Source organism: Acinetobacter sp. FDAARGOS_558, assembly GCF_003937785.1.
Lineage (GTDB): Bacteria > Pseudomonadota > Gammaproteobacteria > Pseudomonadales > Moraxellaceae > Acinetobacter > Acinetobacter baumannii.
In genome coordinates this window covers 463827-481374 of record NZ_RKJH01000001.1, presented here as the reverse complement: position 1 = coordinate 481374, position 17548 = coordinate 463827, and the positions used below count along the sequence as shown (strand labels likewise).

Sequence of the window (17548 nt, the reverse complement as noted above, 5' to 3'; positions counted from 1 at the left end):
AAAATAAAGCGCCTCAAAACAGGGGCGCATCTCAGAAAAGACAAAAGGGACTTGAAATGCCAAATGTAATGAAATTGAGTGTGCTAACAATTGCTGTATTGGGCAGCCAATTTGCACTTGCAAATGAGCCGTGGTCACAAGACCGTCAATGGTTGCTTGGTGATTGGAATGGAAAACGCCAGCAATTAGAGCAACAGGGCTATAAATTTACTGCTTCTATTATGAGCCAAAGCGCCACAAATTTAGATGGTGGTTACAACGACAGCAATACTTTTGAAAATGCTGCACAACTTTCTTTAGGTGCCAACTTCGATTTAGAAAAAATTGCTGGTTGGAAAGATACAACAGCGAGCCTAGTCGTGACTAAACGTGACGGCAATGCATTAACTCTTGAGCGTATTAAAGACCCACGTTCTAGCCAATTGGGCAATGCTCAAGAAATTTATGGTCGCGGGAAAATCTGGCGTTTATCCCAAGCATGGGTGAAGAAGGGCTTTGTTGATAATACTGTACAGGTCAAATTTGGTCGTATGGGAATGTCAGAGGACTTTAATAGTTCTCAATGTGAGTTTCAGAACTTATTGCTTTGCGGTGGGCAGTTAGGAAAATCAATTGGTTCAATTTGGTATAACTCACCAGTCGGTGTTTGGGCGACAAACGTTAAATATCAGTTTGCACCTGAGTGGACTTTAGGTGTTGGTGTGTATGAGGTCAATCCAGACAATATTAAAACCGAATCAAACAGTGATGGTTTTAATCTGGATATGAATAACGTCAAGGGCGCTACCATACCAGTTGAACTTGCATGGAAACCAAAACTTGCTGCTTTTAATGGTTTACCGGGTGAATATAAAGTAGGTGCGCTGTACTCAACCGCAGAAGCAAATGATATTAAAACTGCGGGTAAAGTGCATGACGGAAAACAAAGCTTCTGGATTAATGCACAGCAACAACTTAGCCATGCCGGCCAAGATCCGAAACGCGGTTTATATGTAAGTTTTAATGGCGTTGTAAATGATAAAGCAACGACATTTGTTCAAAGTACACAACAACTTGCTCTTTGGTATAAGGGACCGTTTGATAGCCGTCCAAATGATTCGATTGGTTTTGGTATTGCCAATTATGTAATCAATGATCGTGCTAAAGATAAACAGATCGCGACAAACGAAAGCCGCGGATACTATAGCTATGATCCGATTGCATCTGACTATATTCCAATTCAAGACGACGAGTTAAATGTCGAGTTGAACTATACCTATCAATGGTCTCCGGCCGTCATGTTACGTCCAAACATTCAATATATCCATCAACCTGCTGGTGTGAAAGAAGTCGATGATGCTTGGGTGGCAGGCCTGAGTGTAAAAGTTAATTTTTAATAATATTGATGGCTGGTTAGACATAGTTTAACTGGCCCAAATGCTTGAACTATTCGGGTTCAGTATATGTGGAGTAGGATCTATGTCTGAGTCAGATTCTAAGTTTCATATCTTATTCAAAATATGGTGTTTTATTTTAGGTTTAGCTTTATTGGCTACTGGTATTTTTTATATCGTGGGCGGTGGAAAGCTAGTATCTCTCGGTGGTTCTTGGTATTTCCTTATCTCAGGACTGTTTATAACCATTTCAGCAATTAGTATTTTCCGAAAAAAAGCGCTGGGCGTCTGGATTTTTGCGGCTGTTTTTGTTGGTACGGTAATTTGGTCACTCATTGATGCTGGATGGGAATTTTGGCCGTTATTCTCGCGGTTAATGTTTCCTGCTGGTCTTTTTGCTGCGTTGTTATTTACCTTACCTTCAATTCGACGCTACCAATTTCAAACTAGTTTGGCATCTTCAGCCTATGCAGTAGGTGGCTTAGTTGTTGTGGGAATGTTGATTGCGCTCTACCAAATGTTCCAACCGCATCCAACAGTAGCAAGCTCAGGTGAAAAACTACCTTTAGTACCAGTTGACCCTGCAAAAAAACAGGTGAATTGGGAAAATTATGGAAATGATGCGGGTGGTAGTCGCTTTGTTGCTCTCGACCAAATTAACCGAGATAACGTTCATAAACTAAAAGAAGCTTGGCGCTTTAGAACAGGTGATTTTACAACGGGTAGCGGTAATGGTGCCGAAGACCAAATGACGCCGCTACAAGTTGGAAATAAAGTCTTTTTATGTACGCCACATAACAACATTTTTGCAATAGATGCCGACTCGGGCAAACAACTCTGGAAAGCTGAAGTGAACTCAAAAGCCGATGCTTGGGAACGTTGCCGTGGTGTTGCATACTTCGATTCAACTAAACCACTGGTGCAACCAACTTTAGCTGGTGCAACTCCGGTCACTACTGTTGCCAGCAACATAGCCTGTCCACGCCGTGTATATACCAATACGCCAGATGGCCGTTTAATTGCAGTCAATGCAGATAATGGTCAGCGCTGTGCAGACTTTGGTGTAAATGGAACGGTTGATCTACTCGAAGGCTTAGGCGGTGGGACTAAGGCTCCACGTTTTGAAGTGACTTCTGCACCGACTATTGCTGGAACAACTATTGTGGTAGGTAGCCGTATTGCCGACAACGTGGCAGCAGATATGCCGGGTGGTGTAATACGTGGTTATGACGTGATTACGGGTAAACTTCGCTGGGCATTTGACCCGCGTAATCCAGATCCTAACTATGTTCTTAAACCGGGTGAAACCTATAAACGTAGTTCGGCAAACTCTTGGGCTGCAATGTCATATGATCCACAAATGAATACAGTGTTCCTACCGATGGGTAGTTCATCTGTCGACATTTGGGGGGGTAACCGTAATCCGTTAGATCACAAATACAATACTTCTGTTTTGGCACTTGATGCTACAACGGGTAAAGAAAAGTGGGTATATCAAACTGTTCATAATGACTTATGGGACTTTGACTTGCCAATGCAACCAAGTCTAGTCGACTTTCCATTAAAAGATGGTACGACTAAACCAGCTGTTGTGATTGGAACCAAATCAGGTCAATTCTTTGTCCTTGACCGTGTAACTGGTAAACCGCTAACTAAAGTGATTGAACAACCAGTGAAAGCGGCAAATATTCCGGGTGAGCAATATAGCTTAACTCAACCGCGCTCAGTTGAAATGCCTCAAATTGGTAATCAGACTTTAACCGAGTCAGATATGTGGGGTGCAACGCCGTTTGATCAGCTCATGTGCCGTATTAACTTTAAGTCAATGCGTTACGAAGGTTTATTTACTGCACCAGGTACTGATGTTTCATTAAGCTTCCCTGGTTCTTTAGGTGGCATGAACTGGGGTAGTATTGCTTTTGACCCGACACATCGTTACATGTTCGTGAACGATATGCGTCTTGGTTTATGGGTTCAACTCATAAAACAAACACCTGAAGACATTAAGATTCAGGCGAGTGGTGGCGAAAAAGTAAATACAGGTATGGGTGCTGTACCAATGAAAGGTACACCATATAAAGTGAATAAAAACCGCTTTATGTCCGCTTTAAGTATTCCTTGTCAAAAACCACCGTTTGGTACCATGACAGCAATTGACATGAAAACTCGTCAGGTTGCATGGCAAGTACCACTTGGTACAGTTGAGGACACTGGACCACTTGGTATTAAGATGGGCTTGAAAGCACCAATTGGTATGCCAACTATTGGTGGGCCAATGGCAACTCAAGGTGGCTTAGTCTTCTTTGCTGCCACTCAAGATTATTACTTGCGTGCTTTTGATTCATCTACAGGTAAAGAGCTGTGGAAGTCACGTATGCCAGTAGGTAGTCAAGGTACACCAATCAGCTATGTTTCACCTAAAACAGGTAAACAATATGTAGTGGTTACCGCGGGTGGTGCACGACAGTCCCCAGACCATGGTGATTATGTGATCGCATATAGTTTAGAGAAATAATGAAAGAGGGCAAAAGGTTAAATTTTCTTTTGCCCTTATTTTTTTAATATCTTTTTTCTATTAGAGTGTTTGCGTAAATTCTGTAATTTTAGTGAGATAGCTTTACCAAATAGTAAAAAAGTGCTTGAAGTTATTGCTAAACTTAAAATATTCCTATAATTGATTCATCCTGAACACTAGATATAGCCGAACTATTAAGCATTTTTTTATAATGTTTTACCTATAAATAAAATTTCAAAATTTATTAAGTTTTGTTTAACTTAAAGTTGTGAATTTTAATTAAAAATAAACATTATTGAGTTTTTAACTCTAAAAAACAGGTTTTTTTTGTTGGAAAAACGAGCGTAAATATATACTTATATTATATTTAAATAATGTATTGCATTAAGATAGAATGGTCGGCGCAGGTTATTACTACCCAGTAATAATTTGTATTTCAGGAATTTAAGCTTTAATTGGCTTAAGGCTCATCTAACGATGGGCCTTTTTTTATGTGCTTTATATTTTAATTTTCTTGATAACTAAAAATAGCCTAAGTAATAGCAAATAAAACTATGAAAAATGAGTCTTTAATGACAATTTGGATATGATTTGTTAGATTAATGCCACTTGATAATAATAGGTGATGTAATGAGATTTTTAGTTCTTGCAACTTTATCCAGTTTGGCTTTAATGGGTTGTGCTTCTGTTCAACAAGCACCTAATACACAAGAAACCATTCGTTATGCTTCTAGTCCATGTTTCGGCGCATGCCCAATTTACTCAGTAGAAGTAACACCTACAGGTTTAATTCGTTTTGAAGGTAAGCAATATACAAAAGCAATCGGCGTTAAAGAAATTCAAGGTAGCGTAAAAGATTATCAAAAACTTGCTGATGAATTAAAAACTTATCGTCCGCAAACAGGAACCCAATCTAAAACTGCAGGTTGTCAGCAAACTGCGACCGATATGCCTAGCTATTACATCACCTGGATTCAACCAAATGGTACAGAAACAAAATTAAGCCATTACACAGGTTGTATCTCTCCAGCAAATAATAGATTAAATAAAGTTATGGAAAAATTACCTGAACAATTAGGCATTAAAGATCTAATTTAATGATAAAAGCCCCAAAATCTTGGGGTTTTTTCTTGTTAAGAAGAATTATAAACTTAAAAGTTTTATATTAAGTATTTCTAAAAGAATCAGCGTATAATACAGATTATAAAAACATATATTGTTAAGAGTGCTTATATGTCAAGTATTGTCTATGCCTTTGTGGGTGGTTTATTACTCGGTATCGCAACAGTTGGGTATTTATATATAAATGGTCGTATAGCTGGAATTAGTGGTTTGCTTGCCCAATTCATTAGCCCATCTAGAGATATATTTAAAAGTTCTGCATTCTGGTTCATTGCAGGACTCGTGATTACACCTTTCATATATGGTTACTTTTATCAGCCTGAAATCGAAATTAAAGCCAATTCATTTGTACTTATTCTGGCAGGGATACTTGTTGGTTTTGGTACACGACTTGGATCAGGCTGTACAAGTGGGCATGGCATTTGTGGAATGAGCAGGCTATCAAAACGCTCAATAATAGCGACAGCAGTTTTTATGTTTGCTGGCATGCTGACTGTTTATATCATTCGCCATGTGCTGGGGTAATCGTATGAAAAATATCTTTGCTTTTATATTTGGTGGTTTGTTTTCATTGGGGTTAATGATTTCTGGTATGTCTAACCCTGCAAAGGTTTTAGGGTTTCTAGATATTTTTGGACAATGGGATATTAGCTTAATGTTTGTGATGCTAGGTGCTATTGCTGTGGCATTTATTCCGTTTCAAAGGGCTATTAAAAAACCAAAAACCATTTTTAATGAACAAATTCAATTACCAACAAATACACAGATTGACCAAAGGTTAATTGTAGGTGCTTTTATTTTCGGTATAGGCTGGGGAATAGCAGGCATATGTCCAGCGCCCGCTTTAACTCTCATTGGATTAGGACATTTTGAAGCGCTTTATTTTATTGGGGCTATGTTAGTAGGAATGTTTATTTACCGAATTTTAAATAAAGGAAATTAAAGATATGCAACAACCTCTAGTAAAAGATTTTTTTGATGAAAATACCAATACTTTTAGCTATGTTGTTGCAGATTTAGCGACTCGTCAATGCGCAATTATTGATAGTGTGCTTGACTATGATGCCGCTTCGGCCACTACAAAAACAACCAATGCTGATCTGATTATCGATTATGTCTTGGCGCAAAACTTCAAAGTACAATGGATTTTAGAAACCCATGTACATGCGGACCATATGACTGCGGCTCAATATTTAAAATCTAAATTGGGCGGTACAATTGCGATTAGTCAAAAAATCTCGGTAGTACAAGAAACATTTTCGGCTATCTATAATTTTGATTTTAAGAAATTTAATGAAAATCAGCCTTTTGATTATTTATTTGAAGATTATGAACATTTCAAAATAGGGGAGATAGATGCCTATAACATTCCTACACCAGGGCATACGCCAGCTTGCTTAAGCTATGTGATTGGTGATGCCGTTTTTGTAGGTGATACTTTATTTATGCCTGATTATGGTTCGGCTAGATGCGACTTTCCTAAAGGAAGTGCTGCTGCACTTTATGATTCGGTACAAAAGCTTTATACACTTCCTGACGATATGCGTATGTTTCTATGCCATGACTATAAGTCTGAAGGCCGTGACGAATATATCTGTCAAACAGATATAAAAACTCAAAAACAAAGCAATATCCATTTAAATCGACGAGTTTCCAAAGAATCATTCATAAAAATGCGTCAAGAAAGAGATGCTACTTTGGCAATGCCAAAATTAATTCTGCCTTCAATTCAAATTAATATGAACGGTGGAAATTTTCCGGAACCTGAAGCGAATGGCATCCGCTATTTAAAAATCCCATTTAATTACTTTTAGAAATAGCCTAAGCGTAAATTTCAAATATTTTATTTATTCAAATAGCCTAAGCAAAAATAAAATTAATCTTATGGAAATAGCCTAAGCAAGATTTAGAGAACTTGTCTTAAATCCCGCGCAGTCTCTTGCAATAGCGGCAAAATATGTTGAATTAAATATTCTTCAGTTGTTCTCATGGTTGGAGAAACAATGTTTAAAGCAGCAACCACTTTAAAGTCTTGTCCATAAATCGGTACGGCGAGCGCATGGACACCTAATTCGTGCTCTTCACGTGAATAACACCAATCTTGTTCTCGGATTTCTTTTAGTAACTCTAAAAATTTATCATTTTCGACATGCGTATATTTAGTTAAACGCTGGAGTGGATATTTTTGGAGCCAGTCCAATTGTTCTTGTTGGCTTAAATGTGCCAGTAAAATTTTACCCGCCGAGGTTGCATGAGCAGGTAAGCGGTTACCCAAATGCAAACCATATGGATTTACGCGGTCGGTTTGTTGGTGGGCAGCACTACGGGCAATCGTAATGGCTTCATAACCATCAAGTACCATCACAGAATAAATGAGAGAGGTTTGGTTAGTTAGAAGATTTAATAAAGGTTGAGACACTTTCGGAAGCTGAGCTGCACCTAAATAAGCTCCTGAAAATTTGAGTACTTTTGGGGTTAAATAGTAATAGTGGCCATCTGACTCAAGATACCCTAAATATTCTAAAGTTAATAAATGGCGTCTTGCTGCCGCTCGGGTAAGCCCGGTTTTTTCAGCCGCCATAGAAATATTTAAACGATGTTGATTACTACTAAAGCTATCTAAAATCGCCATGCCTTTACCAATGCCAGCAATGTAATCTTCATGACGAATCGTTTTTTTGTTGTCTTGATTCTGGATTATCCGTTCATCTTTACTCATTACTGATCCTTGTACGATAGAAGCTTAGTAGATCAATTTGCTTTACTGAAAAAGTTTAATAATTTCATGTCGCAAAAATTGATGCCTTAAATTATCCCTTAAATCTTCGTGCCAAAACATACCCATTTTAATATTGGTCATCTCAAAAGGTAGAGAATGTAACCGAATCTTAGGGCTATAAGATAAATGCTGCAAAATCATACGGGGCATGGTGAGTATTGCGTCGGCTTGGGCTCCCAAGACTTGTAACGCGGTTGAGTAGTTTTGACAGCGCATAAATACATTTCTTGAAATTTTTTGGTGTTGGTTTAAATAAATATCTTCAAGTAAAGCACCCGTACGGCGTGATGAAACACCAATGTGTCGTCCATTAATATAACTAGCTAAATCGACTTCTTTAAGTTGGCTGCAAATAACGAACTCATCTGTGACCAAATGATCAAAGGTAATTTTTGGAGATAAGTATTGTTCTAGATCAATCACGAAATCGAGCTGTTGTGTCGCCAAGTCCGCCATAATATGTTTTCGATCGAGCTTCATACTGACAAACTGCAAATCTAAATTAAGATTTTGAAAATGTTGAGCCAATCTTGGAAGAATAATTGGCTCAATTTCGTCATGCACGGCAATTTTTAAGCTTTTTAAACTTGTTGGGTCGAACACATGTCTCTGTTGGCTAATATTTTGGATGGTTAAAAGTGCTTGCTTAACAGTTGGATAAATCTGTTCTGCAAAAGGCGTTGCAGACATTTTATTACCTACACGTATAAATACATCATCTTCAAGTTGTTGACGTAAACGCTGCAAAGCATGACTTGCTGCTGACTGCGTAATATTGAGACTACTTGCCGCATTTGAAATACTTTTTTGCTCATAAATCGCGATAAAAAGCGGATATAAATTAATATCAATTCGGTGAAAAAAACTTAAGTCTAGACCATGTAGATTATGAATATTATTCATGACACGTTATTTAATAAAATCATTTCATTCATATTAAGTTTCAAGTTATGTTGATGTAAAGACCAGATAATGATGTAAAGGAAAAAGAATGTTTGAACTCTCCAAGAAAGCTCAAGATTTTGCTGAGCGAACTAAAAAATTTATTTTAGAAGAAATAGAACCTGTCGAAGCAAAATTTTGGGAAGAAGTTCATGAGTTAAATCCAGATGGAAACTGGAAAAAATGGCAGTGGCCCGAACTTTTAGAAACTCTAAAATCTAAAGCCAAACAGGCAGGTCTTTGGAATATGTTTTTACCCGATGAAAAACTCGGTGCAGGGTTAACTGTTCAAGAATATGCGCATATTGCTGAATTAACTGGTCGTAGTTTATTAGCACCAACCGTTTTTAACTGTAATGCACCAGATACGGGAAATATGGAAGTGTTATGGCGCTATGGCAGTGAGCAGCAGAAACAGCAATGGTTAGAGCCTTTATTGGACGGAAAAATTCGTTCGGTTTTTTGCATGACTGAACCTGATGTTGCGTCAAGCGATGCAACCAACATGCAAGCAACTGCACTCATTGACGGTAATGAAATTGTTTTAAATGGCAAAAAATGGTGGTCGTCTGGTTTAGGTGATCCAAATGCTAAAGTCATTATTTTTATGGCCCATACTCCAGATGAAACTAAAGACCGCCACCATCAACACTCTATGGTTTTAGTACCGATTGATACGGCGGGTGTCGAAATTCAACGTATGTTACCTGTGTTTGGTGACTACGATGCGCCACATGGACATGGTGAGGTTCATTTTAATAATGTTCGAGTGCCTATTGAAAACTTTATTGGTGGAGCGGGTCAAGGTTTTGAAATTGCACAAGGTCGTTTAGGGCCGGGGCGTATTCATCATTGTATGCGCTGTATCGGAGCTGCTGAAAAAGCACTAGAGCTTATGATTGATAGAGGTATGTCTAGAACGGCGTTTGGCAAAGAAATCCTAAAACTCGGTGGAAACCTAGAGCGTGTAGCCGATGCGCGAGTAGCCATAGATCAAGCTAGACTTTTAACCTTGTATGCTGCTTATAAAATGGATACTTTAGGAAACATGGCCGCTTTAACAGAAATATCTGCAATCAAAGTAGTCGCTCCAAGCGTATTAGAAAAAGTAGTCGACATGGCAATTCAGCTACATGGCGGTGCAGGCGTTTCAAGAGATACGCCATTAACAGGTTTCTTTGCCCAAGCACGCAGTTTGCGTCTGGCTGATGGTCCAGATGAAGTACATAAAGGCATGATTGCCAAATTAGAGTTAGCCAAGCGTGGTTATTTCGGTCGTCATAAAAAAGTATAAGTTTAAAGGAAGTAAATATGTCGGTAATTGATGTAGGCGGTGAAGTACGTGATGGTGAAGAACTTGATATTGGAGCAGTTGAAAACTGGTTAAAGAACCAAGGTGTTGAGTTAGTTGGTCCAGCAGTCGTTACTCAATATACGGGCGGGGCGTCGAACTGGACTTATCGTTTAAAGTATGAAAATACCGATTTAATTTTACGGCGCCCTCCAAAAGGAACTAAAGCGAAGTCGGCCCACGATATGGCCCGTGAATATATGGTGCAGAAAAATCTTGCACCTTATTATCCAGTACTTCCTAAAATGGTAGCGCTTTGTCAGGATGAAACCGTTATTGGCTGTGATTTTTATGTCATGGAACGCATTGAAGGCATTATTCCTCGTGCAAAATTGCCGCCTGAGCTTGGCTTTAATGAAGAAGATGTTCATGAGCTTTGTGTAAACGTTATTGATAAGTTGATCGAGCTACATCAAGTTCCTTATGAGAACACGCCTTTAGCTGAACTAGGTAAAGGTACAGGATATTGCCGTAGACAAGTTGAAGGTTGGGATAAACGCTATGAAAAAGTCCGCACAATCAATGTTCCTTCATTTAAATATGTTCGAAAATGGCTAAACGATAATATCCCTCAAGATTCTACAACTTGTATCATTCACAATGATTGGCGTTTTGATAACGTGATTTTAGATCCAAAACATCCAACTGAAGTGATTGGGGTGTTGGATTGGGAAATGGCGACCTTGGGTGATCCATTAATGGATTTGGGCAGTGCTTTGGCCTATTGGGTTGAGCCTACGGATAATATGATTTTTAGATCGACACGTCGTCAGCCTACTCACTTAAAGGGAATGTTCTCTCGCAAAGAAGTTGTTGACTATTATTTGCAAAAAACTGGTCTGGAGCCTCAAAACTGGACTTTTTATGAAGTGTTTGGTGTATTCCGTTTAGCAGTGATTGCCCAGCAAATCTATTATCGTTATTACCATAAACAAACCCGAAACCCTGCTTTTAAAGATTTCTGGATTGTCATTCATGCACTACATATCAGAGCTTTAAAACTTATCGCCCAGCAAAAATTGCAAGAATCGGAATTTGCTCAGCAATCTCTACAGAAAATACAGGGTATTTTAAGAAGATGACCACAATTTATCTGGTAAGGCATGGACAGGCATCATTTGGTAAAAGTAACTATGATGAGTTGTCTGAAAATGGTGAAGCTCAAGCGACTTTATTAGGCCAATATTTTAAGAAAATATTGAAAGAACAACCTTATGTAGTTGCAGGAACTATGCAGCGCCATGAACAAACTGCACAGCTTGCACTAAAAGAATGTTTTCCAGATGCGGTAATTCATCATAATAATTTATGGAATGAGTTTAACCATCAACAGGTTTTTGCCCGTTATGAGCCGCGTTTTGAACAGCCTGAACTGTTAAAAGCCGATGTCGCAAAAGAGCATAACCCTCGCGCTTATCTTGCCAAAATCTTTGAAGGTGCGATTGAACGATGGACCGACGGCGATTTTCATCATGAATATGATGAGTCTTGGCCGCATTTTAAAAACAGAGTTGAAACGGCGCTACAGCAACTTTGTGATGAGTTGGCAAAAACCAAACCTCGTTATGCAGTCGTTTTTACCTCGGGTGGTGTGATTTCGGTAGCAATTGGCAAGCTGCTTGAACTGAGCCCTAATCGAACTTTTGCTTTGAATTGGGCAATTACCAATACAAGCCTCACGACTTTACGTTTAGTTGGAAATGAAGCTCAGGTTTTAAGTTTAAATGAACATCATTTTATAAAAGCTGATCGTCCAGATTTACTGACATGGATTTAAAATAAGGATAAAAGCATGGCAAAGACAATTTTAATTACAGGTGCAAGTTCTGGTTTAGGCGCAGGTATGGCGCATGAATTTGCAGCAAAAGGTTATAACTTGGCGATTTGTGCACGCCGTTTAGACCGATTAGAGACTTTAAAAACCGAACTAGAAAATGAGTACGGTATTAAGGTAATTGCGAAAAGTCTGGACGTTACCAATTACGATCAGGTTTTTGAAGTTTTTCGTGCCTTTAAACAAGAATTTGGCTATTTAGACCGAATTATTGTAAATGCCGGAGTCGGAAATGGTCGCCGTATTGGTAAAGGTAATTTTGAAATTAACAGAGCCACGGCCGAAACAAACTTTATCTCTGCTTTAGCACAGTGTGAGGCAGCGATTGAAATTTTTAGAGCGCAAAATGCAGGTCATTTGGTGGTCATGTCGTCTATGAGTGCGATGCGCGGATTACCAAAACATTTATCGACCTATGCGGCGAGTAAAGCTGCAGTTGCTCACTTGGCCGAGGGTATTCGCGCTGAATTACTAGATACTCCAATTAAAGTCTCAACCATTTTCCCGGGTTACATCCGAACTGAAATGAATGAAGGTGCTAAACATCTACCTTTTGAAGTCGACGCCAAAACAGGGTGTAAAGCTTTAGTCAAAGCGATCGAAAAACAACCTGTGAAAGCGTATGTACCACAGTGGCCATGGTTACCAATGAGTATTGCCATGAAGGTTTTACCTTTGAGATTGGTTAATAAATTAGGATAAAAAAATTACCCCCTAAGATTTAGGGGGTAATTTTTATTTAGAATTTTTTGGTGTAATTGACGAATAAACGGTCTTCGCCAAAGTCATTACCATGTTTAACGTTGTAGTCAATACGAATATATTGCAGGGCAAAGCCTTTTAAGAGTGGCTGCTGAAATGCATAGTTTAGAATGACATTGGACTCAGTTTCGTGGTTTTTCTCACCATTAGCTGCTTTAAAGTCATGACCGTAAACATATTTCACCATTGCGTTTAAGCCGGGAATGTAATCTTTAAAGTCATAGCCATACATGACATGGTAAGACTTTTCATCTTCTTTAAAGAAACCTGTAGCATTCCAGTTAATGAAATAGGTTTCTGGCAAGAAACCATCTGGTAGAGGGTAAGCCGACTCTCCAATAATTTGTTGGTAACCCAAACCAAAGGTATGGTTTTTTACTTTGACGGTTTCAAGTAAACCAATGTTCTGGGCATCAATATCAAAGGTATTGCCATCATCTTTCGCATTAAAATATTTAAATTTGGAAGTCAGGGCAAAAGTTGGTTGTTTCCACGTATGCTCAAGCCCTACATAGTGTTTATTGTAGAGATCTTCTAAATTACCAAAATAATATTCGCCCTTCAAAGACGGCGTAAATTGATAGCGCAGGTCAATATAATTTAAGCCATCAGATTCTTTGGTAATTCCATTTGCTGTGAACGAAAACTTTTTAAAATCTTCTTCATTTCGTGGCGAGACTTTTTCCACTCGGCCAATTTCTGCATAAAGTTGATCTGAAAGTTGCGACTTAAGATTGGTTCCCCAATAAGAGGTGAGTAACTGGCGGCTAGCATCAACCGCCGTTACAGGTAAATCTAGCCAGAGTTCACCGACACTTAAAAGTGTTTTGTCATAACCTAGCTTTAAGGTCGCGCCGTATTTTAGATAATCAGATGCTTGAGATTGCGTTTCTTTATTAAAAGGCAAAACTGTATCTGCGACATGTTTGTCTGAACTCAAACGTACGGCGTATTGAACGGAAGCATCAGCTCCAATCGTAATAGGTTTATCTGCTATGACTAGTGGAGTGTCATGCATTTTCGACTTATAAAATAATGACGCTGCCTGAGACCAACTACCGGTATCTTTAAGGGCGTCATTATCAAAATCACGATTGATATAGGCATTTTTTAAAGTGAATTTCCACTCATCTTCAGTTTGCTGATTTGGATTTGCAGCCCAAGAACTGCTGTACATAAGTATTAAAGTGGCAACAGCTAAAGTGTGTGGTTTAAAACGGTGAAATAATTCCATAATCCATTTCCAAGATATATGCCAGTCCTCGGCATTACGTATTGTGAAATATTGGTGTGGTGTTCCCTAAATTGTTTAAAGGGAACTCCTGTTTTTATAAGTGGCTGTTGCTTCAATTAATGTAATTTTTCAAGCTTCATGCTTTCACTAAAGGATTTACAGCCTTTAAAAAGTAGAGCCAAAGCCAGTACACAGGACAAACCACCCACAATAGATAAAGAAGACCCCACCATTAATGGATTGCCAAAAACCTCATCCGTAATAATTGCTACTAATGTTGTACCAACACCTAGTCCAATTAAGTTACTTACCAAAAGGAATAGGGCAGAAAGGCGTGCTCTAAATTGGTTGGGTGCTAACATTTGCAATGCTGTTGCCGAAATCACAAGTGGGAAAGAGGCAAAGAACATTGCAGGAATGAGCAAAGTTACTGAAAGCCAGAGTTGATCTGTTTGGGTGAAAAATGCAATTGGAATAATCAGGCCAACAATACCAATCACCCCCGTGAACATCGGTGCATCTTGGCGTCCTTTTTTAATAAACCAGTCGTTTAGCCATCCTGCACAAAACACGCCTAAAGTATTTGCAACTAGCAATATAGTGCCGAGCATATAGCCTGTTTCAGTCGGCGCGAGTTGAAACTTACGAATATAAAATGCTGGTGTCCAACTAGTCAGACTGTAGAGTGCCATTGCATAAAAGGTAAAACCTAAATAGTGACAAGCAAAAGTTTTTGCATGTTTCTTGATAAACTGAAGGCACTGCGTGAATTTAACTTGGTCAACTTGTCCGCTTTGGTTGAGCTGCTGTCCTTTACGTGCAGGATCTTTAACTGTCAAAATAAATAGCAAACCAATAATAATGCCTGGTAACCCCACCACTAAAAAGGCAATTTGCCATGCCTTGAGTGCACCTAATAAAGGAACTTCAATGAGTGTCACGCCTTTAAGCAGGTTAATCACATAACCGCCAACTAAAAAGGCGATACCTCCACCTAAGAAAGCACCAATTGAATAGATCCCGACCGCGCGTCCTAGTTTGTCTTTACTGAACATGTCACTAAACATTGAATAGGCCGCTGGAGATAAAGCTGCTTCACCAACGCCCACAGCCATACGGCTTAAGAATAGTTGAATAAAGTTTTTACTTAAACCGCAAGTTGCTGTTGCTAAGCTCCAGACAATAATCCCGATTGAAATCAGTTTTGGTCGGGAAAAACGGTCGGCAATATAGGCTAATGGTAAGCCCATCACAGCGTAGAAGAGTGAAAAGGCAAGGCCATGTAACAAGCTAAATTGAGTATCTGAAAGTTGAAGGTCTGCTTTGATGGGTTCAATCATCAACGCTAGAATTTGACGGTCAATAAATGAAAATATATAGGCCAACATACAAAGTATGACCACATACCATGCATATGCATTGGTTTTCTTTTGTGTCCTTTCAACAGCGATATTACTTTGGTTCATACACTTAATCCTTATGTATAAAACGCTTTAAAGAAATTGATCTCTAGCTTCTATTCATCCTCAAAATTTTTGATACGTCCCCATTTGAAATGAATAATGAAACGGCTAGAAATGATTGAATTTGGTTTGGTAAGGGGCCTTGAAGAAGGTGACTTAACACAAACGGAAATAGTAATGCTGACTAGATTATTGAATTATTATTTTCTTTTTATATGTAAAATTCCATTACTTGTTGAGTATGTTTAGATACCTAAAAAGTATGTTAAGTGAGCTATTAGGAGGGTTGAATTATTATAAATATTTGAATTTAATTAATTTTGTTATTGATAGCAGATTTTTTATAGTGAGCAGCTAAAGAAAGACTAGCTTTAACTGCTCTAGAGCCAAGTTAATTTAGTGTCGATGGAAATAATTAACTTGATGGCATGAGATCAAATAATTTTTTTAACTGATGATTTAGATTATGCAGTTCATCTTCTGAAAAAGCATTGAGGATCCCCGCTAAGGTAACCACACTAATTTGGTTAATCTGTTCAACAAGCTCAACACCTTTGGCCGTTAATTTCACCATCGAAATCCGTTCATCAGCGGTGGAAGAGTAGACTTCCACAATGCCATCTTCTACCAATCGATATACAGCCTTTGTTGCTGTTGTGAGTTTTAAAGTAGAAAGATTGGCAATGTCAGTGATACTGGCTTCCCCAAGCGCATTGGTACTTAAAATAATTTTGCGGCGAGTATTATCAATGCCAAGTTTCTTTATAGATTTTTCAATAAGTTGTGAATATTTACCATTAACTTGGGAAATCCAGAAAAAGGGGAAGTTTTGAATACTCGACGGTTCTTTATTGGGAAGAAATTGTTCTAAATGATCAAGCATAGCTAAGCAATAACTTAGTAAAAAAAGGGTAATTCTATTATAAACAAAATTTTGCATATTTCCTTGAACACACATTAGAAAAATTACTTGACAATTCCATTAAATTTTCTGATATTTTAATTAATGGATAAAAATACATGGAAAAGTGAATGAATATTATTAGCCAAAGTGTGCACAAAGGAAGTGGCAAGCTTAAGGTGATGGTCAAGGACACTATAGATATTCAAGGTCTAAAAACCATTGCTGGCAGTAAAGCTTTATTAGAAGTTGAACCTGCGCACGATGATGCAGAGGTGGTTAAAAACATCTTAAAAGCTGATTGCGAAATTATTGGCAAGACAAATTTGCACGAATTGGCTTTTGGAATTACGGGCATTAACCACGCTTTTGGTACACCTATTAACCCTAAATATCCTGAACTTATTCCGGGTGGCTCTTCGAGTGGTTCAGCCGCGGCAGTTGCAGCAAAACAAGCTGACTTTACTTTAGGGACAGACACGGGCGGCTCTATCCGTATGCCCGCTGCATGCTGTGGAGTTTATGGTTTAAAACCGACTTTCGGTCGGGTAAGTCGCAAAGGCGTATACCCACCGTCAAGTTCTTTAGATTGCGTTGGTCCTTTTGCAAATTCAGTCGAGATGATTGAAAAAGCCATGCAAATTATTGATCCAACTTTTAAGCCGGCTGAATGCACTCGTACACCAAAACTTGCAGTGCTCGATGTCAAAGCAGATGAGGTTGTTTGGAACTGTATATATCAAGCACTTCAAAAAGCAAATTTAGAGACCGTTTTAGAAAAAGTTGAACATTTTGAAGCAGCTTATGATGCAGGCATGCAGATTATTAACTATGAAAACTGGCAAGCTTTTGGTGAGTTAACCCAAACAGGCTTAATTGGTTCTGATGTAAATAATCGTTTATTAAAAGCAGCCCACACCACTTTAGAGCAAGTAAAGCAAGCAGAAGTTGTGAAAGCGCAGTTGACCCAAGAACTCGATGCTTTATTAGAAAAATATGATGCATTAGTTCTACCGATACTTCCACAAATTCCACCAAAAGTTTCTGAAGCTGAAAACACGGTCGCTTTTTTGAACCTAACCGGTTTAGTTCGACCATTTAATTTATCAGGACATCCAGCTATTTCAGTGCCACTTGAAACCAGTGAAGGCTTGCCTGTGGGCTTACAGTTCGTATCAAAGCATCAAAAAGATGAGCAATTATGTGCAATAGCTAAATTTTGTGTTGATGCAATGCAATAAATTACAAGGAGTTAGATGATGAATAAGTTGT

16 protein-coding genes are annotated in these 17548 nt (G+C 38.5%); 11 read left to right on the top strand and 5 right to left on the bottom strand.

Annotated elements, in window-relative coordinates; all coding sequences use genetic code 11:
• Window positions 1–56 precede the first annotated feature (56 nt).
• From EGT34_RS02230 to EGT34_RS02205, 6 genes are all read left to right on the top strand, one after another.
• Window positions 57–1376: a carbohydrate porin gene (locus tag EGT34_RS02230; protein WP_024437543.1), complete on the top strand. Its 1320-nt coding sequence runs from the start codon at window positions 57–59 to the stop codon at window positions 1374–1376.
• An 82-nt stretch (window positions 1377–1458) separates the two neighbouring features.
• Window positions 1459–3888, top strand: a complete 2430-nt coding sequence (locus EGT34_RS02225; protein WP_024437542.1) for a glucose/quinate/shikimate family membrane-bound PQQ-dependent dehydrogenase — start codon at window positions 1459–1461, stop codon at window positions 3886–3888.
• Between the two features lie 630 nt (window positions 3889–4518).
• Window positions 4519–4986, top strand: a complete 468-nt coding sequence (locus tag EGT34_RS02220; protein ID WP_024437541.1) for a DUF6438 domain-containing protein — start codon at window positions 4519–4521, stop codon at window positions 4984–4986.
• 135 nt (window positions 4987–5121) lie between these two features.
• Window positions 5122–5535, top strand: coding sequence for a YeeE/YedE family protein (locus tag EGT34_RS02215; protein ID WP_000095335.1), 414 nt, complete (start codon window positions 5122–5124; stop codon window positions 5533–5535).
• Between the two features lie 4 nt (window positions 5536–5539).
• On the top strand, window positions 5540–5953 hold the full coding sequence (locus EGT34_RS02210) for a DUF6691 family protein (protein ID WP_024437540.1): 414 nt from the start codon (window positions 5540–5542) through the stop codon (window positions 5951–5953).
• 4 nt (window positions 5954–5957) lie between these two features.
• The gene (locus EGT34_RS02205) at window positions 5958–6824 is read left to right on the top strand and encodes an MBL fold metallo-hydrolase (RefSeq protein ID WP_024437539.1); all 867 of its coding nucleotides are present in this window, start codon (window positions 5958–5960) and stop codon (window positions 6822–6824) included.
• A gap of 92 nt (window positions 6825–6916) precedes the next feature.
• On the opposite strand, the gene pcaU is transcribed toward EGT34_RS02205, so the two are convergent.
• Together pcaU and EGT34_RS02195 are read right to left on the bottom strand one after the other, a co-directional pair.
• Window positions 6917–7729, bottom strand: a complete 813-nt coding sequence (gene pcaU, locus EGT34_RS02200; protein ID WP_000030967.1) for an IclR family transcriptional regulator PcaU — start codon at window positions 7727–7729, stop codon at window positions 6917–6919.
• 42 nt (window positions 7730–7771) lie between these two features.
• A complete protein-coding gene (locus EGT34_RS02195) occupies window positions 7772–8692 on the bottom strand; it encodes a LysR family transcriptional regulator (RefSeq protein ID WP_001059560.1) in 921 nt (306 codons plus the stop codon).
• 88 nt (window positions 8693–8780) lie between these two features.
• Between EGT34_RS02195 and EGT34_RS02190 the strand changes: the two genes are divergently transcribed.
• From EGT34_RS02190 to EGT34_RS02175, 4 genes are read left to right on the top strand one after another with little or no spacing between them, the layout of a single operon-like run.
• Window positions 8781–10025 (top strand): acyl-CoA dehydrogenase family protein, encoded by a 1245-nt coding sequence (locus EGT34_RS02190; RefSeq protein ID WP_002047595.1) that lies wholly within the window; start codon window positions 8781–8783, stop codon window positions 10023–10025.
• Between the two features lie 17 nt (window positions 10026–10042).
• Window positions 10043–11164, top strand: coding sequence for a phosphotransferase family protein (locus tag EGT34_RS02185; RefSeq protein ID WP_024437538.1), 1122 nt, complete (start codon window positions 10043–10045; stop codon window positions 11162–11164).
• Window positions 11161–11859 (top strand): histidine phosphatase family protein, encoded by a 699-nt coding sequence (locus EGT34_RS02180; RefSeq protein ID WP_024437537.1) that lies wholly within the window; start codon window positions 11161–11163, stop codon window positions 11857–11859. Before EGT34_RS02185 ends, EGT34_RS02180 begins: the two co-directional genes overlap by 4 nt.
• 15 nt (window positions 11860–11874) lie before the next feature.
• Window positions 11875–12618, top strand: a complete 744-nt coding sequence (locus EGT34_RS02175; protein WP_001140451.1) for an SDR family oxidoreductase — start codon at window positions 11875–11877, stop codon at window positions 12616–12618.
• A 37-nt stretch (window positions 12619–12655) separates the two neighbouring features.
• Here EGT34_RS02175 and EGT34_RS02170 read toward each other — a convergent pair whose 3' ends face one another.
• The 3 genes from EGT34_RS02170 to EGT34_RS02160 form a co-directional block, all read right to left on the bottom strand.
• Window positions 12656–13912, bottom strand: a complete 1257-nt coding sequence (locus EGT34_RS02170) for an OprD family outer membrane porin (RefSeq protein ID WP_024437536.1) — start codon at window positions 13910–13912, stop codon at window positions 12656–12658.
• Between the two features lie 116 nt (window positions 13913–14028).
• Complete coding sequence (locus tag EGT34_RS02165; protein WP_024437535.1) at window positions 14029–15378, bottom strand: spinster family MFS transporter; 1350 nt, start codon at window positions 15376–15378, stop codon at window positions 14029–14031.
• 412 nt (window positions 15379–15790) lie between these two features.
• Window positions 15791–16258 (bottom strand): MarR family winged helix-turn-helix transcriptional regulator, encoded by a 468-nt coding sequence (locus EGT34_RS02160; protein WP_000884019.1) that lies wholly within the window; start codon window positions 16256–16258, stop codon window positions 15791–15793.
• Window positions 16259–16407: 149 nt separating this feature from the next.
• Here EGT34_RS02160 and EGT34_RS02155 point away from each other — a divergent pair, with 149 nt between their 5' ends.
• Entirely contained in the window at window positions 16408–17517 is a 1110-nt protein-coding gene (locus EGT34_RS02155; protein WP_024437534.1) for an amidase, read from the top strand.
• The last annotated feature ends 31 nt before the right edge of the window (window positions 17518–17548 follow it).

Excerpts from the sequence above, each read along its gene's own strand:
- EGT34_RS02160 (WP_000884019.1), bottom strand. The coding sequence starts at position 16,258 with ATGCTTGATCATTTAGAACAATTTCTTCCCAATAAAGAACCGTCGAGT.
- pcaU (WP_000030967.1), bottom strand. The coding sequence starts at position 7,729 with ATGAGTAAAGATGAACGGATAATCCAGAATCAAGACAACAAAAAAACG.
- EGT34_RS02220 (WP_024437541.1), top strand. The coding sequence starts at position 4,519 with ATGAGATTTTTAGTTCTTGCAACTTTATCCAGTTTGGCTTTAATGGGT.
- EGT34_RS02165 (WP_024437535.1), bottom strand. The coding sequence starts at position 15,378 with ATGAACCAAAGTAATATCGCTGTTGAAAGGACACAAAAGAAAACCAAT.
- EGT34_RS02155 (WP_024437534.1), top strand. The coding sequence starts at position 16,408 with ATGAATATTATTAGCCAAAGTGTGCACAAAGGAAGTGGCAAGCTTAAG.
- EGT34_RS02215 (WP_000095335.1), top strand. The coding sequence starts at position 5,122 with ATGTCAAGTATTGTCTATGCCTTTGTGGGTGGTTTATTACTCGGTATC.
- EGT34_RS02195 (WP_001059560.1), bottom strand. The coding sequence starts at position 8,692 with ATGAATAATATTCATAATCTACATGGTCTAGACTTAAGTTTTTTTCAC.
- EGT34_RS02180 (WP_024437537.1), top strand. The coding sequence starts at position 11,161 with ATGACCACAATTTATCTGGTAAGGCATGGACAGGCATCATTTGGTAAA.
- EGT34_RS02190 (WP_002047595.1), top strand. The coding sequence starts at position 8,781 with ATGTTTGAACTCTCCAAGAAAGCTCAAGATTTTGCTGAGCGAACTAAA.
- EGT34_RS02225 (WP_024437542.1), top strand. The coding sequence starts at position 1,459 with ATGTCTGAGTCAGATTCTAAGTTTCATATCTTATTCAAAATATGGTGT.
- EGT34_RS02175 (WP_001140451.1), top strand. The coding sequence starts at position 11,875 with ATGGCAAAGACAATTTTAATTACAGGTGCAAGTTCTGGTTTAGGCGCA.
- EGT34_RS02205 (WP_024437539.1), top strand. The coding sequence starts at position 5,958 with ATGCAACAACCTCTAGTAAAAGATTTTTTTGATGAAAATACCAATACT.
- EGT34_RS02170 (WP_024437536.1), bottom strand. The coding sequence starts at position 13,912 with ATGGAATTATTTCACCGTTTTAAACCACACACTTTAGCTGTTGCCACT.
- EGT34_RS02210 (WP_024437540.1), top strand. The coding sequence starts at position 5,540 with ATGAAAAATATCTTTGCTTTTATATTTGGTGGTTTGTTTTCATTGGGG.
- EGT34_RS02230 (WP_024437543.1), top strand. The coding sequence starts at position 57 with ATGCCAAATGTAATGAAATTGAGTGTGCTAACAATTGCTGTATTGGGC.
- EGT34_RS02185 (WP_024437538.1), top strand. The coding sequence starts at position 10,043 with ATGTCGGTAATTGATGTAGGCGGTGAAGTACGTGATGGTGAAGAACTT.